Source organism: Pseudomonas canadensis, from assembly GCF_030980095.1.
Taxonomy (GTDB): Bacteria; Pseudomonadota; Gammaproteobacteria; order Pseudomonadales; family Pseudomonadaceae; genus Aquipseudomonas; species Aquipseudomonas canadensis.
Map to the genome: position 1 here is coordinate 22058 of NZ_CP133299.1, position 25907 is coordinate 47964.

At 51.0% G+C, this 25907-nt stretch carries 32 protein-coding genes; 10 read left to right on the forward strand and 22 right to left on the reverse strand.

Annotated features, from left to right (window positions below; translation table 11 throughout):
- Positions 1–8 precede the first annotated feature (8 nt).
- Genes RB216_RS29555 through RB216_RS29565 form a run of 3 tightly spaced genes read right to left on the reverse strand, consistent with a single transcriptional unit; the run spans position 9 to position 3800 of the window.
- Positions 9–872 (reverse strand): hypothetical protein, encoded by an 864-nt coding sequence (locus tag RB216_RS29555; protein ID WP_170059025.1) that lies wholly within the window; start codon positions 870–872, stop codon positions 9–11.
- A 4-nt stretch (positions 873–876) separates the two neighbouring features.
- Entirely contained in the window at positions 877–3480 is a 2604-nt protein-coding gene (locus tag RB216_RS29560; protein ID WP_308908948.1) for a VirB4 family type IV secretion system protein, read from the reverse strand.
- Positions 3481–3482: 2 nt separating this feature from the next.
- Positions 3483–3800 carry a hypothetical protein gene (locus RB216_RS29565; RefSeq protein WP_170059023.1) on the reverse strand — a complete coding sequence of 106 codons (318 nt, stop codon included), beginning with the start codon at positions 3798–3800 and terminating at the stop codon, positions 3483–3485.
- 466 nt (positions 3801–4266) lie between these two features.
- Here RB216_RS29565 and RB216_RS29570 point away from each other — a divergent pair, with 466 nt between their 5' ends.
- Positions 4267–4521: a hypothetical protein gene (locus tag RB216_RS29570; RefSeq protein ID WP_170059021.1), complete on the forward strand. Its 255-nt coding sequence runs from the start codon at positions 4267–4269 to the stop codon at positions 4519–4521.
- Between the two features lie 657 nt (positions 4522–5178).
- Here RB216_RS29570 and RB216_RS29575 read toward each other — a convergent pair.
- The 5 genes from RB216_RS29575 to RB216_RS29595 all read right to left on the reverse strand — a co-directional run bounded on the left by RB216_RS29575 (position 5179) and on the right by RB216_RS29595 (position 8882).
- Positions 5179–5442: a hypothetical protein gene (locus RB216_RS29575; RefSeq protein ID WP_308908913.1), complete on the reverse strand. Its 264-nt coding sequence runs from the start codon at positions 5440–5442 to the stop codon at positions 5179–5181.
- 75 nt (positions 5443–5517) lie between these two features.
- Entirely contained in the window at positions 5518–5928 is a 411-nt protein-coding gene (locus RB216_RS29580; protein WP_308908914.1) for an antirestriction protein, read from the reverse strand.
- Between the two features lie 493 nt (positions 5929–6421).
- Complete coding sequence (locus RB216_RS29585; RefSeq protein WP_308908915.1) at positions 6422–6871, reverse strand: type II toxin-antitoxin system PemK/MazF family toxin; 450 nt, start codon at positions 6869–6871, stop codon at positions 6422–6424.
- Between the two features lie 305 nt (positions 6872–7176).
- Entirely contained in the window at positions 7177–8205 is a 1029-nt protein-coding gene (locus RB216_RS29590; protein ID WP_308908916.1) for an ATPase, T2SS/T4P/T4SS family, read from the reverse strand.
- On the reverse strand, positions 8202–8882 hold the full coding sequence (locus tag RB216_RS29595; RefSeq protein WP_308908917.1) for a hypothetical protein: 681 nt from the start codon (positions 8880–8882) through the stop codon (positions 8202–8204). The genes RB216_RS29590 and RB216_RS29595 overlap by 4 nt, the downstream gene beginning before the upstream one ends.
- Before the next feature lie 1600 nt (positions 8883–10482).
- Here RB216_RS29595 and RB216_RS29600 point away from each other — a divergent pair.
- The 9 genes from RB216_RS29600 to RB216_RS29640 all read left to right on the forward strand — a co-directional run bounded on the left by RB216_RS29600 (position 10483) and on the right by RB216_RS29640 (position 19382).
- The gene (locus RB216_RS29600) at positions 10483–12636 is read left to right on the forward strand and encodes a TraM recognition domain-containing protein (protein ID WP_308908918.1); all 2154 of its coding nucleotides are present in this window, start codon (positions 10483–10485) and stop codon (positions 12634–12636) included.
- Between the two features lie 2 nt (positions 12637–12638).
- Entirely contained in the window at positions 12639–13460 is an 822-nt protein-coding gene (locus tag RB216_RS29605) for a ParA family protein (protein ID WP_308908919.1), read from the forward strand.
- Positions 13460–14422 (forward strand): ParB/RepB/Spo0J family partition protein, encoded by a 963-nt coding sequence (locus RB216_RS29610; RefSeq protein ID WP_308908920.1) that lies wholly within the window; start codon positions 13460–13462, stop codon positions 14420–14422. The genes RB216_RS29605 and RB216_RS29610 overlap by 1 nt, the downstream gene beginning before the upstream one ends.
- Positions 14422–14865: a hypothetical protein gene (locus tag RB216_RS29615; protein ID WP_170059060.1), complete on the forward strand. Its 444-nt coding sequence runs from the start codon at positions 14422–14424 to the stop codon at positions 14863–14865. Before RB216_RS29610 ends, RB216_RS29615 begins: the two co-directional genes overlap by 1 nt.
- Positions 14862–15446, forward strand: a complete 585-nt coding sequence (locus tag RB216_RS29620) for a hypothetical protein (protein WP_170059061.1) — start codon at positions 14862–14864, stop codon at positions 15444–15446. Before RB216_RS29615 ends, RB216_RS29620 begins: the two co-directional genes overlap by 4 nt.
- A gap of 95 nt (positions 15447–15541) precedes the next feature.
- Complete coding sequence (topA, locus tag RB216_RS29625; RefSeq protein WP_308908921.1) at positions 15542–17581, forward strand: type I DNA topoisomerase; 2040 nt, start codon at positions 15542–15544, stop codon at positions 17579–17581.
- Positions 17582–17756: 175 nt separating this feature from the next.
- Positions 17757–18116, forward strand: a complete 360-nt coding sequence (locus RB216_RS29630) for a hypothetical protein (RefSeq protein ID WP_308908922.1) — start codon at positions 17757–17759, stop codon at positions 18114–18116.
- 482 nt (positions 18117–18598) lie between these two features.
- Positions 18599–18769 (forward strand): hypothetical protein, encoded by a 171-nt coding sequence (locus RB216_RS29635; protein WP_308908923.1) that lies wholly within the window; start codon positions 18599–18601, stop codon positions 18767–18769.
- Between the two features lie 325 nt (positions 18770–19094).
- Entirely contained in the window at positions 19095–19382 is a 288-nt protein-coding gene (locus RB216_RS29640) for a hypothetical protein (RefSeq protein ID WP_308908924.1), read from the forward strand.
- Between the two features lie 523 nt (positions 19383–19905).
- Here the strand turns inward: RB216_RS29640 and RB216_RS29645 are convergent.
- The 14 genes from RB216_RS29645 to RB216_RS29710 all read right to left on the reverse strand — a co-directional run bounded on the left by RB216_RS29645 (position 19906) and on the right by RB216_RS29710 (position 25869).
- Positions 19906–20172: a hypothetical protein gene (locus tag RB216_RS29645; RefSeq protein WP_308908925.1), complete on the reverse strand. Its 267-nt coding sequence runs from the start codon at positions 20170–20172 to the stop codon at positions 19906–19908.
- A 1-nt stretch (position 20173) separates the two neighbouring features.
- Positions 20174–20593 (reverse strand): hypothetical protein, encoded by a 420-nt coding sequence (locus RB216_RS29650; protein WP_308908926.1) that lies wholly within the window; start codon positions 20591–20593, stop codon positions 20174–20176.
- An 8-nt stretch (positions 20594–20601) separates the two neighbouring features.
- Positions 20602–21000: a hypothetical protein gene (locus RB216_RS29655; protein ID WP_308908927.1), complete on the reverse strand. Its 399-nt coding sequence runs from the start codon at positions 20998–21000 to the stop codon at positions 20602–20604.
- Positions 20997–21638, reverse strand: coding sequence for a recombinase family protein (locus tag RB216_RS29660; RefSeq protein ID WP_308908928.1), 642 nt, complete (start codon positions 21636–21638; stop codon positions 20997–20999). Before RB216_RS29660 ends, RB216_RS29655 begins: the two co-directional genes overlap by 4 nt.
- A complete protein-coding gene (locus RB216_RS29665) occupies positions 21638–22075 on the reverse strand; it encodes a hypothetical protein (RefSeq protein WP_308908929.1) in 438 nt (145 codons plus the stop codon). Before RB216_RS29665 ends, RB216_RS29660 begins: the two co-directional genes overlap by 1 nt.
- 164 nt (positions 22076–22239) lie before the next feature.
- A complete protein-coding gene (locus tag RB216_RS29670; RefSeq protein ID WP_308908930.1) occupies positions 22240–22452 on the reverse strand; it encodes a hypothetical protein in 213 nt (70 codons plus the stop codon).
- Between the two features lie 14 nt (positions 22453–22466).
- The gene (locus RB216_RS29675; RefSeq protein ID WP_308908931.1) at positions 22467–22673 is read right to left on the reverse strand and encodes a hypothetical protein; all 207 of its coding nucleotides are present in this window, start codon (positions 22671–22673) and stop codon (positions 22467–22469) included.
- 418 nt (positions 22674–23091) lie between these two features.
- On the reverse strand, positions 23092–23403 hold the full coding sequence (locus RB216_RS29680; RefSeq protein ID WP_308908932.1) for a hypothetical protein: 312 nt from the start codon (positions 23401–23403) through the stop codon (positions 23092–23094).
- A gap of 84 nt (positions 23404–23487) precedes the next feature.
- Entirely contained in the window at positions 23488–23853 is a 366-nt protein-coding gene (locus tag RB216_RS29685; protein WP_308908933.1) for a hypothetical protein, read from the reverse strand.
- 2 nt (positions 23854–23855) lie between these two features.
- Entirely contained in the window at positions 23856–24203 is a 348-nt protein-coding gene (locus RB216_RS29690; RefSeq protein ID WP_308908934.1) for a hypothetical protein, read from the reverse strand.
- 22 nt (positions 24204–24225) lie between these two features.
- Positions 24226–24678: a hypothetical protein gene (locus RB216_RS29695; protein ID WP_308908935.1), complete on the reverse strand. Its 453-nt coding sequence runs from the start codon at positions 24676–24678 to the stop codon at positions 24226–24228.
- Positions 24675–24890 carry a hypothetical protein gene (locus tag RB216_RS29700; RefSeq protein ID WP_308908936.1) on the reverse strand — a complete coding sequence of 72 codons (216 nt, stop codon included), beginning with the start codon at positions 24888–24890 and terminating at the stop codon, positions 24675–24677. The genes RB216_RS29695 and RB216_RS29700 overlap by 4 nt, the downstream gene beginning before the upstream one ends.
- Positions 24891–24911: 21 nt before the next feature.
- Entirely contained in the window at positions 24912–25331 is a 420-nt protein-coding gene (locus tag RB216_RS29705; protein WP_170059040.1) for a hypothetical protein, read from the reverse strand.
- A gap of 10 nt (positions 25332–25341) precedes the next feature.
- Positions 25342–25869 carry a hypothetical protein gene (locus RB216_RS29710; protein WP_308908937.1) on the reverse strand — a complete coding sequence of 176 codons (528 nt, stop codon included), beginning with the start codon at positions 25867–25869 and terminating at the stop codon, positions 25342–25344.
- Positions 25870–25907 lie beyond the last annotated feature (38 nt).

A 25907-nucleotide genomic window follows, 5' to 3' on the forward strand; every position in this document is an offset into this window, starting at 1 on the left:
TTTACTCCTTAGTAATCGGAAAGCGGGGAGTTATCAACTTCTATCTCGGTGCCGAGTCGAGCTTTGGTTTCCTCCAATGTTGCTTGGCGCGCCAAGTTCTGCCGTGCAAAGAAGTGATTCGGTAATTGGTTCGAATACTGAAGCTGTGCGTTCGCAATTGCGTTAGCTTGTTGATCCGATTCAATGCTCAATTCGTTTTGCTCGGCTAGCAGTTGCAATGTAGCCAAATGATCTTCCGGGCCTAGTGACCGGCGCTTAGTCGCAACTTCACCAGCCCGCTCAACATTAGTAAGCAACTCGTCATTCATGGTTTCCGAGAACAGGCTTTGCCCCACCGCCATCTGATCCATGGTGAACGCCTGGGCCGCTGCGGTTTCCTGACGTTCCTGGGACTTGGCATCGAACGGGATCGCCCGGATAGCGTCCTCCAGGTCACGGGCATCAGAAACACGGTCATACATACGCGACAGCTCTTTACCCTTCGCAATCCACTCCTTGCTCTTGAAGTCCGGCGCATTGCCTGGGTACATATCAATAACATTGGAAAACCGCTTCATGATCGCCATGTAATCGCGTCTGTCGATCAACCGGGACAAGCCCTGCATCTGCGAAAGCATATGGTAGTAACTGGTCATGGTCTGCTCATAAGTTGCGATGAGCTGGGCCAATTGGCTCTGTTCCAAAATGGTCTGTTGCATCTGCTCTGTGTACTGCAACAGTTGGTTTGAGTAGTCCGCTACTGCCTGGGCCACCGACGCGATATCAACTACAGGAAAGCCACTAGCGGGGGCCATAGCTGGTTGAGTTGCTGTAATCGCCATAATGATAGCGACGGCAAGTTTCTTCATACGCACTTTTAATGTTTGTTTCATTTCCTTAGCCTCCATTCTTTTTGAAGATACGTTTAACCATTTCGGCAGTTGCTTCGTCGATGTCGTCATACTTTTTAAGCATCTGACGCACAATGAGCGATTCATTCGGGCGACTGGTTGCAAGCACGTATTCTTCAGGCGCTACGAATAGATTCACAACTTTTGAAATACCTACTTCCCGTTGAATTATGTAGAACTGTTGACGCGGCTTAAGCCGCGCAATAGCTTCACATTCGCCATCGGTTAGGTCCGGGAAGACGCGCTGATATGAAGTTTTATTCATGGCCTGATCTGCCATGAATATCCAGGTCGAGGCAGACGAGCGCAGCGTGTTCCATCCCTCAATCTCGCCGTAGTGGTCTACGTCCTGGGTCCAGAACTCCATGCCGCCATTATGTTTAAACCAAGTCCGCGATTTGGCTACAGAAAGCTCTACAGCTCCAGGAATGCTGAAGAAATATTTAGCCTCGTCGATGGACAATGTTTTGGGGACGGAGCGGTACGCGGGATCTTCAAATCGCCGGGATACACGAAAGAAAATTTCGTTTGTTACGAGCTGCGCAAGAGCGGGTCGGTCCTTCACCCCGGATAAGTTGTACGCTGCGATTCTTTTGTTCAGGTTGCCGATACCGTCTTCCACGTTATCGAACAAGTTTTGATACATGCCATTTGTTTTTCGCACCCAGCGCTGAAGTTTCAGCTTCAGGGTTGCTCCCACCATGTCATACAACGTGGACATGGTTTTCAGGTGCTTAGGCAATGTATCGGCCATTACCGACGCAATTGCATCGTCCAACTGCTTCTGCTCCGCTGGCTCAAGCTCTTGCAGCTCCTTGCTGTCATTCAAGCTGAGCATGATTCGGATTTGCGACAGCGCGTGGTGCGCAAAGGCGCTGTCGTCCTCACCCTGGCAGCTACAAAACAGGCTAAAGCCTCGATCTGTTGCAGGATCTTCAATGCGGAATATGCCGCCCTCGTCGCCAAAGAATTCGGCTACACCTTCAGTACCGGCGTCCACGTCCACTGAGTGGTACAGCGAGCCCAGCGCGGCGGCTTCAAGGCCCGCTTTAACCGCGTGAGGATCTGCCGCAAGCTGGGACCCGAACTTGAGGAAGTGTCCGGCCATGACGTTCTTGGCAAATGACTTACCAGACCGGGTTGGACCGACACCCAGGGTCAAAGCCCTGTCACCGATAAACGGGCTGAAATAGAAGGGGCTCCCGTCTTCGTTTTCCAGGATATATACGGCTTCCTCCCGATGATCTTCATCACCCCATTCCGGTATGCCGTTGTGTGCGCGGTAACCCAACGAACATGCACCGACTTGGGAGGATGTGAACTCCACGCTTCGGAAACACCGCTTCGGATAGGCAGGCAGCAGCATGGGGAATAAGTCGGCCATTCCGACCGATTCCCACACTACGTTGAAGTGGCTCTGTGTGAGAGCCGTGCCCATATCGCGGCAAGCAGCTTTTAGCTTCAGGGGGTTACGGTCGAAAACCACAACATGCGAATGGTAGTAGTACGAGCGATCCGGGGAGTTAGCGGCTTCTTCAAGCTCCAGCATTTTCTTTTTCAGAATCGGGCTATCGTTGATTCTCTTTTCAACGTCGCCGGTTACATCCTCACCCTTCAACAACTGAGTGATTTTGATCTGGCTGCGTGCTAACTCGTCTGACTTACCCTTCAGCATCATGCCCTTGTCCAGGGTGGACATAGGGCGCGCCTTGGCTACGACAAGATAGTTGCCCTTCTGCATGATAGGCGTAGCCTCACCAGCCCCCCACATGCCGTATGGCGTCTGCGCGGAGCCATAGCCGATAACGGAAGCAATGCGCGCATAAACGGGCTCTGGCCCTTCGATTTTGAGAAGATCCAGGCCGTCAATGTTGATTTCTGTAATGTCACCGTCAGTTAACAGCCGGTCCCAATCATCGCTGGGCACAGCCTCTTTTTGTGCTTGGTCCAGGTACTCGGGCCGAAGGTTTACGGTAGCTCGGCACAATGCCCACAACTGAGCCGCAGACTGCTTGGTGTTGTGAGGGGAAAGGATCTGCAACCGGACGTCCAAGTCGTCTAGCGCGCTATCCAGTAGATCAACCTGACGTCGCAATTCGCTACGCTCGACAATCCAAGACCCCCAGTGGTTAAACCGAGCCTTGAGGGCTTGGCGGGCCTTACGCTCAAATGGTGCTGTGAACACCATCTTGAGGGATGCCGCTGACATGAGCTTGTTTAGATTGGCTTCAGTAGGTACGTCCAACATCCAATACAGACGACTTGTGCAAAGATTCCGGGTTTCGTTGAGGAATTTTTCCCGGCGCTCAGAAAGCATACGGCTACGCTTGTTGGAGCGTTCCTTGAGCTTCACCTTTGCACCCTCGTAGTGCCAGTAATACTGGGTTACGGAGGTATCGGGGTGCTGTGACTGGATGAGGTTACGCATTACGGTGGTTGCGCTGGCAAGGTCTGCTTGGTTGTAGCCCTGTGGATCGACACCAGAGAGCTCTAACGCACCAATCAGCGAACCTGCATGGGACAAGATGTAGTCGTCCCATAGGCCCGCTGGATACAGCGCTTTGTTGATAGGACTTCCCTGGCTCGCCATGTTTAGAAACCCTTGTACCAAGTGATAACAAGCGCGATGTTCAGGATGATGATTGCGCCGATACAGACTCGGGCAAACCAAGCGACCGCCTTGGAAGCCTCTTTCGGAACCATCATCCAGAGGCAAACAGCCGCCACGGCTGAAATGAACACCACGAACGTAACGGCGGGGCCACCGCCGAAGTCGACGACTTGTTGCAACAGGTCGCCAACAAGGGCGAACGGTCCGTCGCCTTCAGAGCCAATATCGACGTTGTTGTCTGCCGCTTTGGCCGTGGCTGCTCCGAACAGCGCCATAAATGGCAAAAACCGAGTTTTCATCGGGTAGTTCCTTTTGAGGTGGATTGAACGATCAACTCGCCCCCAGGGCCGGGAGCAAGTACAAGGATGGGACGACGGTGACTGATTAGCGTTGTGAGTCGCGGGTGAGCGAACAAGCTTCTGATCCAGAGGACGTATGCATCCGGGTCCGTCTTGTGAGCGAGGTAGGCCGGAATGTAGATCACAAGGACCAGAATGATGCTTAGGGGGATGCCAATGAACTTGGGCAGGTAGACCCAGCTCACGAACGCGGCAAAGCCAGCAATCACCAGCAGAGCGACGAATACGCGGGTAGGAAGACCGAATTTGAAGGACCGCGATGTAAATACCGCTTTATTTTCGAGTTCGGGGTTTCTATGCTCGCCCATTTATCTACAACTCCCTGGTTAGAAATGCACAACAATATGCGCATATATATACACATATCGAATGCAGAGGCAATGCCTTTGCCTGTCGAGGCGACGGAATGAGCAAGGCCATTAAGTCGACGCCGACGAACATCACGCTTCCAGGTAACGTCCTGGAAAGCACGGACAGCAGATTTGTGGTGCCCCTTCAGGCCGAAGAATTTTTCGGCAGACCTTCACGCTCGATGGTCATAAGGGCGTTGCTTGAAATCGCACTTGAGAACAGCGCCAAATTTCGCCCTGAAAATGCCCGTGAGTACGAGAGTTTCAAGGAGGAAATGCGCCGGATCCTGAAGGATCGCACGGAGGTTTAATGTGATACCGCTAGTCGGTATCTATCAGAAAGCAGACGGGCAAATTACCCGCTTAAACGGTTCAGGGCCACTATTTTTGCATCAAAAAAGCTACCAAGTCACACATTCAGGGCTTTACGACAACAAACATCCATGTTCCTAAATACGAATATGCATATCCGTAGTCCAGATGAACGGGATGTGTGACCAGCTAGTTCTGGATCCGTTCCCAAATATGTAACAAAAACTGAACACATTGGCGAAAAAAACCAAAAACTAATGGCTATCTGATATTAAATCGCGACTTTTTTGAATGGCTCGCTATACCACGACAACACTAATACGCGGAAAAACCCCACCCCACACGCCTACACAACAGCACCCAGGCAGCGAAAGGAATCGCCTCTTGGCTCATGGTCCACCGGTTCACTGTTTTGCGTGACACACGCAAAAAAACTGCCACGTCTCGCGGCTCCAATTCGCCCGAGCGCATGAGAAACCGCACCTCATCCCCCGATGGCTCAAGCCAATCAGGCGCACTACTCAGGCATTGTTCGCGGACTGACCCGCCCTGCCCCTCAAGCTCATCCATACGACCTCCAGGACGCGATTTCTGACCCACCCTATTGCGCCCTGCAGAACGCCCAGCCATTTAGGCTGGACGCTCCCTTAACGCTGCTATTTTTGCTGAGGCGTGCGATAGCCTGTTGCCTCCAGCTTCTCTAACACTTCTTCGGCAATGCCTTTCCAGACTCCCGGTGGAATCAATCCGTTGGATACCTCATCCTCGGTTCCGGCCGCTACAGCAGCGCTGTAGCTCTCCAGTGCCACCATCACGAATGCCTGGGAAAGCGCACCGTATCGCGAAAAGTCCATGATATCAGTGACTATGCTGAGGTTGGTTTTAGGTTTGCGGATAGCTGCGGCGGTGGTGTTTGACATGCGGAATTCTCCGGGTAACGCCTGAGCATTCGCCCAGGCTGGCTAGCCTCTGGTCAAACCAGAGGCTTAATGGGGTTAGTCCAGGGCTGCGCGAATCAACGGCCATTCAGCGTGTTCACGGGCATAGTCGATCAGGCTTTCGTAGCGCAACCCCATCAGGTCAATCTCATAACGGCCCCAGGCCGTCATAATCGCTGCGAGCGTAACCATGATCCCCACGGCTTCCGCTGAAAGCTCCCCTTCAAAGTAGTTGGTGCGCGACACCTGGTAGGTGTCAGCTCCCGTAGGAACCATGTAGAAACCAGCGTTCGAAAGCTCGTAATAGTCCCACAACCCGCCGCTGTAAGCCGCGCACGACTCACGCATAACGTCTTGAGCGTACTGCTCGATGGTCACGGAATAACGGCCAAAGGAACGGAATACGCAGCTCATGCGGCGATGTTCAGGGACTTGTCGGCTAGTGGGGATGTGGCTTGAGGTGGTCATTGTCGGAATTCTCCGGCTGTGAGCTGAGCAATTCGCCCGGCTTTCGCAAACATTATAGGATCAATGATCCTATATGTACAGATATTTTGCTATCAAAATGCCGATCGAGCGCCGGCGCCGGCCGGGGTTTTTGCTATCACTTTCACTGTCCTGGATCTGCGCCCAGGTCGTGTTTTGCTATCAATACGCAACCTGGTGCCGCAGCTGGCCACCGAAAAATGCTATCAGGTGCCTAGCGCGCCGCTGGCTTGCTGGCTGGCCCCGGCCTGGGCGACCAGTCACCCTACCCTGTCCCAGCTCGACAGAATCGGAAAGTGCATGCGGATAGGTGAGGGATTGAGCAATAAGGCGGGAGAGGGAGCAAAACACAAATCCCAGAAAGGCAAAAGCCCGGTCATTAACCGGGCTTTGCAGGTCCCTCTAGGGGGATAAAACTCAAGTGCCTCAAGGGCTACGTGGCAAATTCTATGGCCGGTTGACACGCATGTCAATCTTATTTGAGCAATGCACCAGCGTTTACGGACCTAATCACCGCCGTTTGAATAAGGGCTACAACCTCCCGAGATAGCACCTGTTCAAGATGCCCACGCAACGCCCTGGGCTTGAACAGACGTTGCTTGCTGACCTGCTCCACCAAATCAGCTTTCGCCCATCGGGTTTGTTGCTTGAAGTACGGCAACTCGTCTATCAGATCGCTCCCCAGCTCGACGTGCAAGCCACGACTAAGCTTGCCCATATCCTTTGTTGTCGATAGCGGCACGACTATGCAGGCGTTTGGGTCGATTCGCGCATTCAACACCACCACCAAACGGTTCTTAATCATTTCCGGCTTCAGGCGGTAGTCGTAGTTTTTGAACACGATTGCGCCGCCTTCATCGTACTGATAGTCCCCGTAATTGCACTCCAGGACCTGCCCTATCTTGGGTTCAAAATTAATAGCCATCAATCGTCCTTAAATTAGGGGTAGCGCCAGGGAGTAAATGCTACAGGCTCTAGTCTTTGAAACGAAGCGCGGTCAAGCTGAATGGCGGGGGCCCCGCCGAAGGTGGGTTCCGCGTCCGCAGGACCGCCGCAGGCGCATTCTGCTTGACGGTGCGCAGTGACCCCCAGTCTTGGCCTGGGTGTGTGGGGTAGCTTCACCACCCCGCGCACCCGAGGTCTGGGCGACCCCAGCGCGTTGACAAGGGCCGCGCCCTTGGTGTGGCTTTGGTCTGCCGTCCAGGGGGCACCCCTGGCTGCCAGCGGCGCTTAACCCACACGTCGATGCTTACCGCTTTCTATGTCATAAACGAAAACCGGATGAATCACCCCGTTTTTCACAATCGCAATGTCCGTCACTTTCCTACCGAATCGAGGGTCGCGGTGGCAATGAATCATGAGGTTCAAAACCGCGAGAATCATTCTCCCGGCGAGGTCGTACTCGATAAGCCCCGCTGCGGCCATCAGATATTGCAATCGTGGCACAGTGTCTTCAGGGCCATTCGAGTGCAGCGAAGCAGCGGAGCCACGGTGACCGGTGTAGATGAATTGAAAGAAAGCATCACAGGCGGCAGCGTCACGAATTTCACCCACCCAGCCGCGGTCGGGTCTGTAACGCAAAAATTTGCGAATACATGATGCTAGCGTCACTTCTCGCCTACCCTCTCTTGGCTCACGATACGGAGCCTCAAAAGCGACCACGTTAGGGAGAATGGAGCGCATGCCTAACTCAAGAGTGTCTTCAGCAGTACATAGGCGTTCGGTTTTCGGTATGAAATGACCACAGGCCCGTAGTAACGCGGTTTTACCTGCACCTGTGTTGCCGGTGAGGAGCATCGTCGCGCCGCCCACCACTTGTTCTTCAATAAAATCGGCCATTTCCTCGGTTAACGCCCCCAGGCTAACCAGCTCCGGCATTGTGTATGCCTTTGCGGGTTTGCATCGAAGGCTGAACGTAGCACCTGAAGGCGTCATTGCGGAATGAGTACAACTGATACGCGCTCCATTTGGAAACCGAGCGTCAAGCTCTGGCCGATCCTGGTCAAACGGCTGATCAAGAACAATGCCCAGCTGACGAATGAACTCAACAAGCCTTTCTTCTGAGGCAAAGACGCTATCCACTCGCGTCAGCACGTTGTTGATTTCGACATACATTTCGTCAAAGCGGTTTACACAAATCTCAGTCACAAGTGGATTTTTGTAGTGCGGAATCACCGGAGCAAGGAAGTGCTCCAAAAGCTCCCAGCTTCCAACCGCCTTGAGTGGGACTTGCCCGAAAATAGTTTCTGCGTAACTCATAATGAATACATGACCTCCACCTGGAACAGCATGAGATTGCTTTCGTGAACTGGACTCGCGGTGAAGCTACGGTCCTTGTCCTGAGCCAAGCGGGTAGTCCCAGGGAGCGGCCGATAAATCGGCCAGATAGGCTGGTCGTATTTCTCCTGGTACAAAGCGCATAGGCCCTGATTTGGGAAAAGGTACAGAACCTTGTCGTAGTGCCCGCCTCGTATATTTTTGAGGTGCGAAAGAAAAATGTTGTACACGCGAGGGCTAGACTTGTGATTAAGCTCGACCTCCAGCGCAACAGTCGTACCGTTCTTCAGCAGCAAAATGGCATCGGGCAAGCGAACAGTCCGAAGATGCTTTAACGTCTTTTCTGGCTTGAACGAGGCGATATCATCCATGCGAGTGATGATTGCCGCCTGCACTGAAAAGCTGTGAATCATCGTCACCCAGGAAGGCAACCGACGACGACGCTTGAGGTTCAGTTCTGGCACAAGCATCAACGCATACTCAAACCCCGCCTCGCCCAAGCTATAAACCTTTCGGTCAATTCCGGGAGCGCGCTCAACGAGCAGAAACCCCGAATCCTCCAAACGCTTAAAAAAGGCTCGCTGGCCGTCCGCTTCCACACCGAGCATGGCAGCAATAGTTGACCTATCGGAGTAGTCGAACCACGCAAGCCATTTCACCACGGACTCCAGTTTTTCCCGGCTCCGACTTATCGCGGCTGAGCGGCCCCAGCCGCTCACAGCGTTAGTGGTTTTCCCTTCGTCCAAAATCACTCTCCACCAATTACATTGCATAAAATTCCCCGCCATACGACGCGGGAATTTTGTTTTTGATTTGCGCCCGGGAAGGGCAGCGAGCCCCCCCGAAAGGGTGGGCAAAGGTGGCCTTCCCGGAAAGCAAATCAAGCCGTAGCAGAATCATGCCAGCGGGCCCACCGAAGGTAGGGCAATGCTAGGCATGAGGATGCTACGGCTTTCGAGCGCATACCGAGCCCTTTCCTAAATGCAGGCGAGGCCAGCCCACCGAAGGTAGGGCGAGGCCAATGCCTGCATTTAGGAAAGAGGCGTATATACGACGCGAAGCCCTTAGCCCCGTTGCAGGGGCTAGGCGTTGCAAACGCCGCCAACGGCCAAAAGCCGCTGGCAGCTTTTAGGCAAACGACCAAAAGTCGTTGCTTGCCTTTGCCTCCCAGTAGGGAGGCACCACCAGCCTCAAGCTGGTGGCCGCTTTTAGCAAAGACCGGCGAAGCCGCCCATAGGGGCAGGGCGTGGACGGCTTTATCGTCCAGGGGCTGCGTCGTCGCAGGGTGTGGGGCTCTGGCAATCGGCCTTAGCCGATTGTTGCTTGAGGCAATCGGCCCTAGCCGATTGATGCTTCTGCCGACCCGAAGGGAGGCGCCAACAGCGAACAGCTGCTGGCTGCTTTTGATCGCAGCGACCGTTAGGGCGCGTCCAGCATCACGAAGAGCGAAGCGATGAAGGATGCGTAATACAGCGAAAAGGACAGACGCCCCCCGAGCCCACGAGGGGGGTGAGGAAAAATGGCCCCCAGGCCAAATTTTTCCGGTCTGCCCTGGTGTAGCCCGTTCAGGGCGGAGACAGGGTGCGCAGCATCCGCTAGCGAAAGCGGCGCGGGCGTCCGGTGAAACCGGACCAACCGCCATGCGGCATGAAGCAGCTGAGGAAGGGACGAAGGACCGCACCGAAGCGTCGCGCAATGCCAGGATGGCGGTTGGTCCGGTTTCACCGGACGCCCGCGCGGGTGAATTTTGCCGATTAGCCCGTCCAGGGCGTATGAGGCAAAAGAGGGTGGAGGCTCGCGCAGCGAGTCGGAACCCTAAAAGACTGACGGGGCGCTCCCCCGGCGGTCTATGGTTGCCCGCCAGGGCGACCACGACACCCAGCGGGTGGCGGCATTTGAGGCTTTTGATTTGTAGAAAAAGCATGCTTTTTCTATGCTCCGTTCTATTGGCTTTTCTATTGCTTAGACTATTGCTAATGCAATAGAAAAGCAATAGGATAATGCGCATAGATATGTGCATATCTAAAAGGCTGTTTTCTGCGATATATCGTAGAAAATAGCTGCTCTAGGATTTTCCGATTCGGAAAGTCTGTAGAATCTTTCCGATTCGGAAAGTCTGTAGAATCTTTCCGATTCGGAAAGAGTGTAGGAACTTTCCGAATCGGAAAGAATGCTATGAATGGACGGAACTTTCCGAATCGGAAAGTTCAGATTGAGAGCATTGAAGCTAGTGACACTGACAGAGGTAGAGGACGGCGAATGGAAATTTTACGCTTTATATTGCTGAACACGGACCCAGGCTTAACAACCGTATTTTGCCTCATGATCGGTGTTTTGCTTGTGCTTGCCGTGACCGGGGCGGTCAAGCAATCAGACGATGCAACGGCGATGGATGTTGCATTTTTGTATGCTCGTCGCTGCATTATGATCCTGCTGTGCGCTGCTGGCCCACTACTGGTAATCGGGCTGTATGCATACGCATATGCCATCTACGGCTTCGATGGTGAGCGCGCTACATCCTTTATGAAACTGTGGTACGGAGAGTTTCGGAAGTCGATTGCCGACCTGTGGTGGTGCTTCCTGGTGGTGCTGTCTGCGCCTATGTTTTTGCGCATGATAATGCTGCGCTGGGTTCGACCAAAAATAAGCGGCTGGCTTCGCAAGTTCCGGGTTCAGGCAAGTGGTGACGCGCTGAGCGATATCCGCATAGACATGGATAACCTCAAAGCCAAAGACTTTAACCCCCTGGACTACTATCTAAAAGGTCAGATGTTTTTGGGTTTGGATGATAAAGGCGAGGCCATCTATATGGCCGACGAACTTTTCAGGAAGAACCACGCCAAGGTGATTGGGCCGTCCCAAACAGGTAAAGGCGTGATGCTCGGCGTTCTATTGGACCAAGCCATTATGAAGGGATGGGGGGCCTGGTTTGTTGACCAAAAACCTGACGATTTTATCTACGATATTATGCGTGAAAGCTGTGAGCGTCACGGACGCCCTGCCCCGCTTGTTCTTGATTTAAATGGCGTCGGCCCCGGCTCATATGGACCGTTCATTGGTGGCACACGCAGAGAACGCCGCGAGCGCGTTGTAAAGACATTTGGCATGGCCGATAACGGCACAAATGCGGACTTCTTCAAACGAGAGGAACGCAAGGTTCTCGACTATCTCATGCCTCTTTGGGACGGTACATTAGGTCAGCTGGCAAAACTACTGAAGGGCAAACATCCCGAAATAAACGAGCAAATGGCGAATTGGGTCAGGGAGAAAAACGGCAGCATTGAATCTAACGTAAGTGAGTTCATGCAGCTCGATACCCTGCGCGCAACAGTAGAAGAAAGCTTTGACGTTGCGGCGGCTCTCAATTCCGGCGCGGTCGTATACGTGCGCTCAAATATCAATGACACCATTGTTAGAAAGGCATGCATTGCTTTACTTGATGAGGTTGTACAAATCGTTCTTAAAAAACGGCTTGAACATCCTACATATCTGTCATTGGACGAAGTGCGGTTTATCGTCTCTCAAAACTTGGCAGATGCGCTGGCTACCATTCTTTCGAAAAACGTGTTTGCGTCGATTGCATATCAAGCGCTAACCGACCTGCTAAACCTTCCAGATAAAACGCTGAATGCGGAATCTATCAAAGGTGGCATTGATATCAACACCCAAATCACACTCACCTATCGTGCAAACGATTATGAGACAGCACTGTGGCTTGCGAACATGACTGGCATAGCACAGAAGACAGTCACCAAGATGGAAAAGGTTGAAGTCAACAAAGGTGGAGCTGAGGTTTGGGGCGACGAACGATCTGTCGGGCAAGTCGAAGAAACCACTGTCACTACTAACCAGTTGCTGGCCTTGCCTGCGCGAGTAAGCGCCCTGATTCGCCCAAACCATTTGGCAGTCATTATCTATACCTGCTGGATCACCGTTAAGGAGGCTAAGGGGCTACCGCCGCGCAACCCAGTCCAACCCCCTGCCCTACCGGCTAAACCACCAGCAGCAACAACACCGGCACCTACAACAGCATCAACCTCTACAGAGGAAGATCCTTTCGATTCCAACGCTGCGAACTCAGATGACCCATTTGCAAGCCTAAACGAAAATCCTGGCGATGATCCGTTTGCAGCGCTCGCCTCGGCTACAGATGATCCGTTTTCCAGCATTGACAGCGATGAAATTAATGGGCCTTCTGAAGATCCATTTGCAGGAACAACCGGCGATGATGAGGCTCGATTTATACCGGAACCAGATGCACCCAAAAAGCCAGCAGGTAAAGCGAAACTGAGCGCTGATCAGTTGGCAGCAATTGAGGCGGCAGGACTAGCGATTACTAGTCCGGGATCGCCTAAACCAAAACCCGCTGCTAAAGCGGATCTGTCCTCCCTGGACGACATTGAAGGAATTTAACGATGACTATTGAAGCCCCATTTCCAAAGGTAATCGGCGTTAGCACGCCAAAAGGCGGCGTCGGCAAAACAACGACTATTACTGGTCTTGGCATCTACCTCAGTCTCCAGGGCAAGAAGGTACTGTTTATTGACCTGGACAACATCGCAAGCTTGACCAACAACCTACAGGGCGCGGGTGTGCGTCATGCTCACCTGAGCAATGTCACACATTTGTTCAAAGATCCTGAAGAAGCAAAGCCAATCACCGTAAGCGTGATTTCAGACACTATTCACCTGATACAAGGTGATGAAAGTATCAGTGAGATTAACCGCGTAAGCGATCTGACTGTGGTAACTGCCTTAAAAGACAATCTCCAGATGAATGTAGCGGACATAGAAAGCTATGACTACATCCTGATTGATACACCTGCGGGCAACGGCAACACACTTCTTGCGACCCTGATCTGTGCAGACATGATCTATTCGCCTATTGACCTGGATCACAACGCTATCGGCTCACTGAAGGAGTTGACGAAAGTCCTCAAGCCGGTGAAACGCCGATTGAACGCCAAGCTCCAATGGGGCGGTTTCGTAATCAACCGGGTCAAAACCCTAGTAAGCGTTCTTGGGAAAAAGGTTCCTCATTCCCTGGGCGATAGATCCATTTACGAAGGGCTCGTAACCGCCTATGGCGACATTGCGCTACTGGGCGTTATCGGTTTGCGCGATCCCATTAAAACTGCAATTAGCAAAGGCAAGTGGATAAGCGGCAAAGACGATTCAGCGCAAGATGCAACTTTTGAATTTGAAAACTTCTGTAAAAAACTGATGGAGAAAATCTAATGGTCGACAGTATCCAAGAACTACTAAACAGCGGCGATACAGACCCAATCACTGGTGAAGCAATTATGCTGATCCATCGGTCAAAAATCATTCCAGATGCTGACCAAGATCGAGACGATTGGAATAGCCCTGAAACCCTAGCGAACATCGCGTCCATCCGTAAGTCCTCCCGCATCAAGCTGGATGACGGCCGTTATTTCGGGATTCGCTACCCGCTGTTTGTAGGAACTCCAGACGAAAATGGTAACGTCCCGATCATTGACGGCGAGTGCCGGTGGCGTTCGACTGAAGACGGGCCAGAAGAACTACAGATGATCCCTTGCATCGTCCGCACTGGCGGCAAGAAAGAACGCCGGTTAGATCACACATCCTCTAACGGAGCGCGCAAAGGCTTAACCCTGTATCAGACTGCTATGTCAATTCAAAAAGACGAAAAAGAATTTGGGCTTTCAGCCGAAGAAATCTGCGCTGTACATGGCCTCCCGAATGCTTCGGCACTGAGCAAGTACAAGGCCATTCATAAGCTTAACGACCGTCAAAAAGAAATCGTTCGCTCGGGATCTTTCCAGGACGTGAACCTTGTTTATGAACTCAAAAAGCTGGATGACGATTCGCTGACCAAGCTTGAAAAGCGAATCAATAAAGGGGAGTCAATCCAGCAAGCAATTAAAGCACTGATCCCGAAAGAACCGAAGCCAGCAAAAGAAGGTGGAAAACCCACCGGTAAAACGCCTCCGGCTGAAGACGGGGATAACAACCCCGACAACAACAGCAACGACGAAGGGAGCGGGAAACTTTCCGAATCGGAAACTTTTGTAAGCTTGACAATTGGCCTGGAAGCCGCTAAGGCGCTGGCAAGCCTGCTTGACGTGCCCGCCGATCTTGATGCGAAGGCGCTACAAGCCGCTCTGAGTGAAGCTATTAAGAACATGGCCCCAGCATCCACTGAGGGAGCTGAGTAATGGCCCTGGTGCGTCTGGCGAACCTCAATGACTACGAGTCAGTAGAAGTGCTGGGACGCACCATGTTCAAAATAACGTGGTGCCCCACTCTTTGCCCTGGCAGCCCTACTGATAACCCCGCTGAAGGGCTAGACCTATTCAACGAATATCAATGTTCTGTAGCCGCAGGGCTTGAGCATAGAGCGGAGCCAGCTGAAAAGCTGGCTGTGATTGTTGAGTGGTGTCTAACAACCCACTGCGAAAACCGCGTGACCTTGGCTAAGGAACTGGTTAGAGCAAACCGCGATGGTGTCCGTATTGGGCTTGACTTCAACACTAATGAATACATAGAGCCAGCCGTAGGCTATCGGTACGAGCTGGCTTTTTTAAATGAACAGATTCAGTTGCTCCCCGCAGCCCAGGTGATGCAATTACAGAATCTAGTGCAGGTAGCTCAATTATGACTGACAAGGATCAAGTGCCGTTTGACGTTCGTATAAAGGTCCACGACCTCTATTTGATCATTCTGTGGGATACAAACTACTTTCCCGGCCATGAAGACAACAAAAGAATCTGTGGCGTGCGCGTGGCAGATAGCTTGTTCTCAATCGAGGCTTTTGCGAGCAATTCCAAACCTGAATATGCCATTGCCCAGGCACTGGCTGAAAAGGTAAGGCCGGTACTTAGCGATAACTTAAAGGCAGTTGAGGACGACTTAAAAGTCAGCCTTCAAACGCTCACCGAGGAACTTAACGATCCAGTCATAAAGGCTATGGACGTTGTTGTTCCGACTCCAACTGAATATCTACTGACTATTAAAGAAGGCAAGGGAACTCCCCTGGTTAACGCATTTGTACGGTTATTTGTAATTGCCGATCTGATAGTCGCAAGTTTGAAGGACCTACATTTCAAGGGAGCTATAAGCAAAAAAGAATGGAAAAAACGTGAGGATCGTTACGTTAAACCGTTACGCAAGCTCATGCACGATATGAACCAGACTATCAAGCTCTATCACGAACAGCGCAAAGCGCTGACTCCCAAGTAACTAACCGTGGCTTTTCGGAGCCACGTAATTACTTCGCAACCCAATACCTACAGAACTCTAATAGGTATTGGCTTGCCTGAATAAAGGCTAACGCAATGACTACTTTAATAATTGTAGAGTCTCCATCCAAGGGCAAGATCATTGAAGAATATCTTGGCAGTGGCTATCGCGTTGCAGCCAGTGTCGGTCATATCAGAGATTTGCCCGAAGCTGGAATGGGCGTACATGCGCCCGATTTCAAACCCGAGTACGTATATACCGATAAAGGCAAAGAGGTTGTAGCCAGGCTAAAACGCCTCCAGGCTGAATGTACAGATGGGGTCATTCTTGCGACCGACCTGGATAGGGAAGGGGAGGCAATTGCTTGGCATCTAAAACAAGTTTTAGGACTCAAAGACGAGCGTCGGATTACTTACAACGAAGTAACTCCGGAAGCCTTGAAAAAGGCCCTTGCGAACCCTCGCGCAATTGATCTAAAGGCCGTAGCAGCCCAGGAAGCGCGTCGGGTAGCTGATCGCCTCATAGGTTATATGGTGAGCCCTGTTATTGCAGAGGCTATGGGTGACAAAACCGCCTCTACTGGCCGCGTCCAGAGCGTAGCAGTAAGGCTTGTAGATGACCGGGAAAAGGAAATTGCAGGCCACTCCAGCTTAAAGCACTACAGCGCAGAACTGACGTTTGGAAACTGGAAAGCGTCTTGGGACACTAAGCCACTCCTGGAAGGCCAGAAACATTGGACGAATAAGGAATTTGCTGAACTGGTCGCGGCGGTGCGCAGCGTCAAGGTTATGAGCTGCGATGACAGCGAAACAACTAGCTCCCCACCAGCACCGTTTGACACAACTACTCTCCAACAGGCCGGTAGCAATACCCTGGGGTTTGACCCACAGCAAACTATGGCAATTGCGCAAAAACTGTATGAGCAAGGCGCAATCACATACATGCGTACCGACACTACGGTGCTGTCGGATAACGCGCTGGAGGAAATATTTGCCTACGGCAAAGAAAACGGCTTGCCTATTGTTGCGAAGGCCCGCACTTGGAAACAAGCGGATGACGCCCAGGCCGCGCATGAGGCAGTTAGGCCGTCACATATAGCGGTCACGACTGCTGGTGAAAACGAAAACGAGCGCAAACTTTACAATCTCATATGGATGCGTACGGTCGGCTGTCAATTGCAAGACGCACGCTTTGCAGTTCGTGTCGCTCGGCTAGAAGCGACAAGCGCGGTCGATGGTAAAACAGTTGAATTTGAAGGTCGCGGCAAAAAGCTTATTTACAAGGGCTGGAAAGAGTTAACGCCTTTTGACAGCTCCGAGGATCCCGAGGATGAAGCAAGTCTTGAAGGTCAAGACTCAGACAATCCTGTCCCGAAATTGACCACCGGAGACTTTCTAGATGCTGACACGGGCAGCGTAGTTGAAACTAAAACGAAGGCTCAACCGCGTTATACAGAAGCCAGCCTAATCAAAGACATGAAGCGCCTCGGAATAGGTCGCCCAGCGACCTACGGCGCGGTGATGAAAACTATCGTAGATGACCGTAACTATGTTGAGCGCTTCGGCAAAAAGAAACAGCTAAAAATGGCGTTTCGCGGCATTCGGCTAATGAATGTACTTCGCGATAACTTCCAGTTTCTTAACTACGACTTTACGAAGATCCTGGAAGAACAACTTGAGGGCATCGCCACGGGTAAAGCTAATTACAAAACCTTGTTAGGTGCTGTCCATAAGAGATTGCAGACTGAGCTTACTGCGTTCCAGGTAAAGGTTCCTGTAGAGTTCCCGTGCCCTAAATGCGCTCGCGGCCTAATCCTCAATCCTGCGAAGAATAAAAAATCTTCGCCCTGGTGGGGATGCAGTGGCTACAACCCAGACGAAAGCGGCTGTGATTACATGGCCGAAGATGCGGACGGTAAGCCGGGTAAACCAAGTGGCCCAGTGCTGACAGAGTTTGCGTGTACGGGTTGCGGCAAACCGCTGATCCACCGTGTTAAAGAAGGGGAGGGGGGATGGTCATTTTTCGGCTGCTCCGGCCACAAAGAAGGCTGCCTACTGAGCTTCCCTGACAAGAGCGGCGAACCCGATCTAACGTCGCCCAGGAAGCCCAAGGCTAAGACAGAAGCCGATAGCTGATACATAGGTCTAGTTGATCATTGCAGCCCCCTACCCAGGGGGCTTTTTTTTGCCCTACGATTTGTGTTAGGCGTCTTGGCATATATGCCAATTTGAGATAGGATGGTCCCGTCAACTTTAAGAGCGCATGGTTGACTGAAACGCTCTCCTACTAAACTTTACAAGGATATATACCATGTCTGGTATTGAACTCGATTTCCAAGCTGTTCCAACTCTCTTTGATTTTGCTCCTGACGTTCTTGCAGACTACGCGATGTGCAAATCTGCTTACGCCTCGGCTTACATGGACTACCTTAAAGCTCACGCTTTTGGCAATGTTCATGTTCACTCAAAGTATGTTGCTGCTAATCTTTTGAAATCCGAAAAAATCTCGGCTTTCTATGATAAGCAATATCTTTATGTCATTCGCACTCTTGACGATGACTCTAAAGTATTCCGATTCTATGCTCCGACTGAACTGCGTTTTGTAGACGCTGTTAAAATTGTCGAAAAGCATCAACAAATGTCGACTCTAGATCTTCAAGATCATTATTGATCTGATTTAGCGTTGATACGACGAGATAGCTTTTGCTATCTCGTTTTTTTTTGCCTAAATTTTAGCTTTTTAAACTATACTAATGATGCAGCATTAAGGGCCATAGGCTGCTAAGCCCTAAACCAAACATTAAGAGACTCATATGCCAACTTATACTGTTGCAAACGAAGATCTACCTGAAGATGCTATGTACATTGAATGCCCTGTGTGTGGCAAACCTGCCATACAATCAGATTGGGAAACTAACCACTCTGGTGCAATCAATGCACACTGGTCCATCAACTGCGGTCACTGTGGCTTCAAAGATGGATCATGCGACGATGACAGTGAGGAATGACCTGTAAACCAATAAAGGAACCCGCAAGGTTCCTTTTTAGTTAGACGCTTGACTAATCCCTGCAAGTTGGGGATTATTGCTGTGCGACGTTAGAGCCCAATGGTCGCTGAAAGGCTCACAACTAACCGATATCGGAGTTCCAATTATGGAAATTCAAGTAGTTCAATTTGAATCTGCTGGCACTTACCATCAGGCAAATGAATATAACGAAGCATGGTCTTTAATGGACGAAGAAAACTACCGTCGCGAAATTTGCGAACGGCTGGATTTGAACTTCGATGCATTGGAGATTGATTCAGACGGCATTCCCTTCTGATCCAACTAACCATTAAGGTATTCTATGTTTATTAGAATAATGCTTTTGCTGAATCTAATCATGCTTGCTATTGCACTAAACCTGCATGACGCAGTTTGGATTGGCATATCAGCATTTGGCCTTATTGCTTCGATTGTAGGAATTGTACTGGAGTCGAAGCCTCAAAAATTGTTAGTAGTTAACGACTAGTTAACTCAACACCAACGAAAGGAACCCTCGGGTTCCTTTCTTTTTGCCTGTTGTTTTTATCTGAGCTAAGATTGCTGTGCAGCGTTAAGGGCGCACGGCTGCTTAAACGCCCTACATCAACCACTAAGGAGTTTTCATGAGTCAACATATCTTTGAGCAAAAAAGCACCATCGACGGGGATACATATCGCGTACAGATGGGGTGGGACAAACCGTTACAACGGTTTTACTGCGTAATGTGGGTTTTGCCTGAAGTGGATGAAGCTATCTATTCGAACGTATACGACAGTACACCTAACCAGACGCTGTGGTATCTCGAAAAGCAGGTATTGGAGTATGGCTTGACCATACCTGATGGCATGCTGCTCGAAATCATCCAGGATGAGCGGGATAATGTCGTAAACAAAACCAAGCACTGGGGCTAATAGCCGAGTGTCAGCGAGGGGCCTATATGGCCCCTCGTTTTTTTTGTGCCGCTGGCAGCCAGGGGTGCCCCCTGGACGGCAGACCAAAGCCACACCAAGGGCGCGGCCCTTGTCAACGCGCTGGGGTCGCCCAGACCTCGGGTGCGCGGGGTGGTGAAGCTACCCCACACACCCAGGCCAAGACTGGGGGTCACTGCGCACCGTCAAGCAGAATGCGCCTGCGGCGGTCCTGCGGACGCGGAACCCACCTTCGGCGGGGCCCCCGCCATTCAACTTGACCGCGCTTCGTTAAACGGCCTACAGCACGTCGAGCTGGGACAGGGTAGGGTGACTGGTCGCCCAGGCCGGGGCCAGCCAGCAAGCCAGCGGCGCGCTAGGCACCTGATAGCATTTTTCGGTGGCCAGCTGCGGCACCAGGTTGCGTATTGATAGCAAAACACGACCTGGGCGCAGATCCAGGACAGTGAAAGTGATAGCAAAACCCCCCGCCGCGCCGGCGCTCGATCGGCATTTTGATAGCATTCTAGAAATCAAATAATTCCAGCTCTATGCCTCGCGTAGCCACGATCTGGAGGAACTGTGCCTCGGGCAACCAACAGTCTTCCTCATCCCGCTTACGGGTTGATCCTTCAAATAACCAGCTATCGGAATGCGCGTTATAAGTTGGATGTTTCCCGTAGATATCAAGCCTGTCATCCGGGCCCAGCTCCGCTAGAACATAACGATCACCGTCCAGGGGCTCTGCACTTGTGAGGAATTCAGGAATCATGTGGATCGTTGTTATATCCATGTCAATACCTGTCACGGCGAAGGTACAAGGTGCCGTAGCCAATCAAAAGAATTGCGAAAGACACGCCATAATGTGTAGACGTTCTTCCCCACCACCGGATATCGAAGCACATATCAATCGGGCCAATGCAGCCGATTTGATTTAATGCAGGACTAAAGGACATTACGAACGTCGAGAGGGCTAAGGGCAAGACATTGGTAACGGTAAGAGGCCAATTACCGGACACTTGCGACCAAAGTCCTAAACCAAGCAAAAAGACAGTTAAGGTAAGTCCGACCACCAACGTAAGTGCCGCCGTTACATCTACACCGAGGGAATCACCTAAGCCTCTAAGCGCGGCGTAAGTCATAAGTGCCGCCAGAACGGCCACGACGATCATGAAACGCACGTCAGGCCCTTTGCTCCCATCATAGTTTCCCATGAATCACCTCACTCAATGTTTGATTCGAGAATTGTGCCATCTGGCCTTACCGCGACCATGCCCCTGCCATCCAGACGCTTGAATGTCCAACGCTCATCAAATGATTTACCTGACACCGGAACAATGAACACTTTGTGCGAGCCAGCAGTAACCTTAATAGATCCACACGGCTGTTTCTCGTTCGGCTGGCAATCATAGCCGTAGGCTTTGGCACGTTGGCCGTTCGCTAGTGTTAAACCCATTCCTGGGGGAATATATGTAGCGCTATTTCTTGAACTAGAGTTACTAGGAAGGACTTTCTTAACCTGACCTACGGCATTCGTAATATCACTTAAACTAAAGTCAGCGTTTGCGTTGAACGCCGGTAGCAGCAAACAACCGAACAGCGCAATTGATTTGATGTTCATTCAGAGTTCCTTTCATTTCGATCTTTTATTGATTTCTTGACTCGATACACCGTCGCCACACCACAAGATGCCAGCTTGGCGATTTCATCTACTGACGCGGTAGGCAGTTTAATAAGCAAACGCTCTACTGACTGCCAAAGCTGGACGTTCTTCTGTTTACCTGGAGGCGTCCAAGCGGGATCTTGAGCCCGCTTGTTTGCCATCCCCTGACGTATACGCTCAACACGCTTTTCTTGATCGAGGCGTGCCATGGTGGATGTGAGGTCAATCAACATATCGTTGATAACGGTCATGATTTGGCCGGTGACACTGGTGTCGGCCTGTAGGTGAGTTGTGGGGAGGTCGACCACAATCAACCGGAGCTGTTTTTCTGCCAGGATCTGCTTGAGGCGCGACCAGTCGCTCTGGCTGAGCCTTGAGAGGCGGTCAATGGATTCTACCAGCAGGATGTCCCCAGGATCCGCCACGGCTAGTAGCCCCATCAGCTGCGGTCGCTGGAGCTTTGTTCCCGATATGTTCTCGCTGTAAACACCGGCCACCTGGAAACCGCTATTACTAGCAAACTCCAATACCTGTGCCTTAGCCCTATCGGCGTCTTGGTCTTTGGTCGAAGCTCTCAAGTAGATGTGCGCTTTCATCATTCTGTTCTGACGCTACACAAAGCCTTCACGCTGAGATAACCCGTCACGATGACCGGAATCACCCAAACAGCCCCACGTACTGCAACCGCCTGCAATTGCGCAAAGAAATCTGCAAGCTTCGATTCAAAAGGTGCCGGGTCCATGTTTGAGAATCCGGCAAAGAAAATCAAAGCTAGGCCAAATGCATACAGCGACATTGACATTGCAGCAGCCATTCTGTTTGACCGGGCCGTCTTGGATGCAAGTAAGATTCCTACCGAAATAGCGCAACCGACGAAGTAGTATGTCAATGCGAAACTAGTGACACCTGCGATATTTAGACCGAACTGGAAGATGCTCACCAGTCCCGATGATGCCTGCACAACGCCGAAACAAAAGAGGCCGAGTAAGACCACCAGTGGCAGGTACGAGGTTGATTTTGCGGATGCGGGCATGGGCTGGTCCGTCCTGTGCGTGTATGCCTATCAGATAGGTCTGTTAGAGGTAGAGCTAGGATAATCTATCTTTTACCTATGCGTCACTGACAAACTGATAGAACCATGTACCGTTTATCAGTGCAATCGTATAGCTATAGGTAACTGATAGGACCTACATTCGCTCACACGCCGAAGTTGAATTCCGCCTCGGTCATGTACCCGAGGTAGGTGCAGGCCAGCAGCGTAGCGGTGGGTGAAACCTTCGCAGCCTGCTTGGCTTCAAGAATGTCTCTATGCGCCACACGCTCGGCCTTCAAACCGCAGTAAGCAGATGAATATGTGGCTCGATTGTCGCGAACGTCGAAGAATGAAAAGCAGTAGTAATGTAGCGACATGGGTTCGTCTCCCGTCATTGAGTGGGTTGTTTTTGGGCAAGCCAAAGCGTAGCCATTTCTTCGCGAATTCGACGCAGATCCCGTGCCGCCCAATCTTTCGACAGTTGGGGATCACTCAGTATGTCAAAACAACCAGTCTTGGTTTCCATTCGTACATACCAATGCTCGACCCCTTCAATTTCTCTCGATGCCAGGTGCGGTACAAATGCAACATGCGCCATCGGTTTGCCCTCCTGGTACTACACTGCCAATCGCAACTCAGCGACTAGACTTCAGCGAATCAATGGAGATATACCCCCCCAAGATACATGACACAATTCCAGCTATACCCCTGAAAAAAACTTGCTCTATATCCAAACCGCTATTGAACAAAACAGCCGACCCCAAAAGCCCTACACCAATCAATAAGAAAAACAGTCCGATAATTTTCATTTAGCCACCTGGGGGAGTGGAAGCACAGGGCACGTTACTTCGTACTTCTTATAGCGCTCCTGGGCATCCTCCGCGCCTTTGAGGGTGGTAAGCACCCCTAACCACGTTCCGGCCGCCATACCGACACCAAAAGCTAATACAGCCACCATGGGCCAAGGCATTCCCAACAACCCGTTTTGAGATTTCATTGGAATCACTCCTTGATGTTTACTTCTTCAAAATGATCGAGCCGAGTTCGTCACATACAATCCAGACAAAACGAACTAAGTGGTACAACAGGTACGCTGCGACCAGTCCGATTGCCCCCCACAGCCAAAAGCCGCCGAGACTATCCGGCCCTACATAAGTCTTCATCCCGCAGCCGTCTACGAGACTGCAATCGTTCCAGCTGAAGGGAAGGACTTGCAAGAAACTTGCAACAGCACTGAGCAGCCATCCCAAGCCGCCGACAGCAATTAATACCAGTACAACCGCACTCAGCCCGAGAGCGGAGCGGAAGAAAAATGCATTGGCTTTCATAATAGTTTCCGTCCTACTAACGTCGATCATTGGGAGCTACCTGAAGCCTTAATATAGGATCATTGATCCTATATGTAAAGCAATTTACTGCACGATCCATCGCAAAGGGGCAGGGATGCTTAGTGTTGCGTCAACCTTAGCTGTAGCGTCGTTAAGAGCGCTTATCAGGGCAGGGGAACCAACTTCAGCGGCGCAACCTTCAAATGTTTTGGGCCTGGATGATTGCCCTGCTGCACTATCTTTAATCAGCCCCCCTTGGCACGCATCGCGATAACGCTTGACGATAGCAGCACTGTCCGGTGTTTTTGAGGCCCATTGTTGGATCGCCGCTTCACGCGCTTTCCCGTAATTGGAACTAATCATATACAGTTGCACAGCCATTACGGCTGGAACTATGAAAACCAACCCCAGCACCACTAGAAATATCCGCTTAAAAGTAAACTTTTGCATAATCATGTCTCATGGTTATTGGTGAGAAAGCGGACGTAGAGTTCTTCTAGCGTAAGTTCTTTATTTTTAACTATAAATTTCATTGCGCAATCAACAAACTCGCCGTCAATAATTACAGGTTCAGTTCTCAGAAAACCGCCTGTTATATGGCTGGTATTTGATGCCTTACCATTGGCGCAATGGATACCGAGTTTAGGTGTCTCAACCTGTTGCACCGTGGAATCGTCGGCTTTTACGGATGCACGGTAAGTGACGATAATCACCAACTGTACAACTACTACCACCAACAGCAGACCCACCGCTAGCAGAAGTAATTTCCCATCTATTTTCTTTTTTATATTAACCGCCATAAAGCCTCCTTTCGATAGCAGCCTATTTAGGCTCACACACTGTCGCGCCTACCATCCACCCGTTCGGGGCCGGGGCTCCAGGGGGAGCTGGAACCATGCTGAACACACACGAATGCCCGCCAGGGGCAGTCGCAGTGACATTGGCTGACGCTGAGGTTTCATGATGCACCTTCACTGCTACAGAGTCTGGCTTGACCTCGTAGAACTGCGACATAAGGCTGATAGCGACAGCCTCCGGCCCTGGCCTATCCAGCTCTCCACTGGCCTGCACCTTGGCGCAAGTTGCAGCAACATCCAGCGCGCCGGTGTCTCGCAGTTCATTGAAAACCTTCACCGCTTCAGGATCTTTTTTGAAATATCCTTTACAGAGTTTTACCGCGTCGATAGTACGGATAGGTGCTGTCGATAACTCAAAAGATGATGCAATAGCTTGCGACGACGCCAGTAGTAATGCAGCAACAATTAGCTTTTTCATTTGGAGAGATTCCTTTCAGCAACAATGCGACGTTCACAGATAATATCTGCCAATTTATCCTGGGCGCGTTCTGCGACAAGTTCCCAATCTGAGCCAGTAGCGAAGGTGTCGCCACCCATTAGCAACTCAATAACCCGCAACTCTCTAAGACTCAACATCACAGGCACTTCTAAATCAAGATCCGCTTCTTTGTATTCAGAATATCCGGCCATTTCCAACCCCTCTTACCCGGCTTAGCGCAGGATTCCCAGTACAGGAATAATATCTTGTGGTACTCGCCCAGTTAGAACAAGAAAACGTCTCCAGACGCCGTATGGCGTCTTCTTGCTGCCATCTTTGAACGCACGAATTCGGCGGTCATTTCCGCTCCCATGGATGCCAAGGAGAACTGCCAACTTTGCATCTGTGCCGTACTCAGTGAACAGGTTTTGAAAATGTCGAAAGTACGCTTTCACAATTTCAGGTGCCGGGGCCTCCCAGCCTTCATTTTCACGCAACAAATGATCACGCGGGAAAAGGCTTTCATCTACTAAGTCCTGAGAGGGATAGCGCGTAGCTGTGAGGTTATTTTTCAACTGGGCAATAGCATCAGCTATGGCCTGTTGGAAAATAACGTCTTGCTGATCCTTTATACTGGGCAAGTCGATTTTCATTCGTTCTCCTTTAGCCTTCTTTGACGAACGCTTTATAATGGTTATGGCTGTCACCAGTTCCGCCGTGTTCCAAGGGAACAAGTACATTCAACATAGTCACGGTTCCATCAGGGCAAGCCCGACGATTCATAGTGGCGACTCCATCCTGTTCAACTTTCCCATGGTAGATACATTGTTCGCCCTGAAGCTCTTTGAATGACAGTCTGTCACCTGGGCGCGGACTGTCGTTCTTGTTTAGCATCACCACGTCAATGCTCTTGATTGCCGCCAAGTAATTTGGAAAATCTGAAACAGCATTTGCGGAAACTGCCGATAGCGTCGGCTGTTCTTTAAACATTTGCCAATTTAACCACCCGGCCCCAGCGAGATAGATAGCGAAGATCCCAAATGTAAATTTTGCACGCGCCTTAGGGAAAGTTTTAAAAATCCAAACCATGACTAACGCGATTAGTACCAGCATTAAAACTGTTACAGCGGTCGATATCGGATTTTCTTTTGCATGGCTGGTTACGCCGACAATATCTACTACTGGAATCATTTTTGAAGCTCCATCCATTGATTTGATTTAGCCGGTAG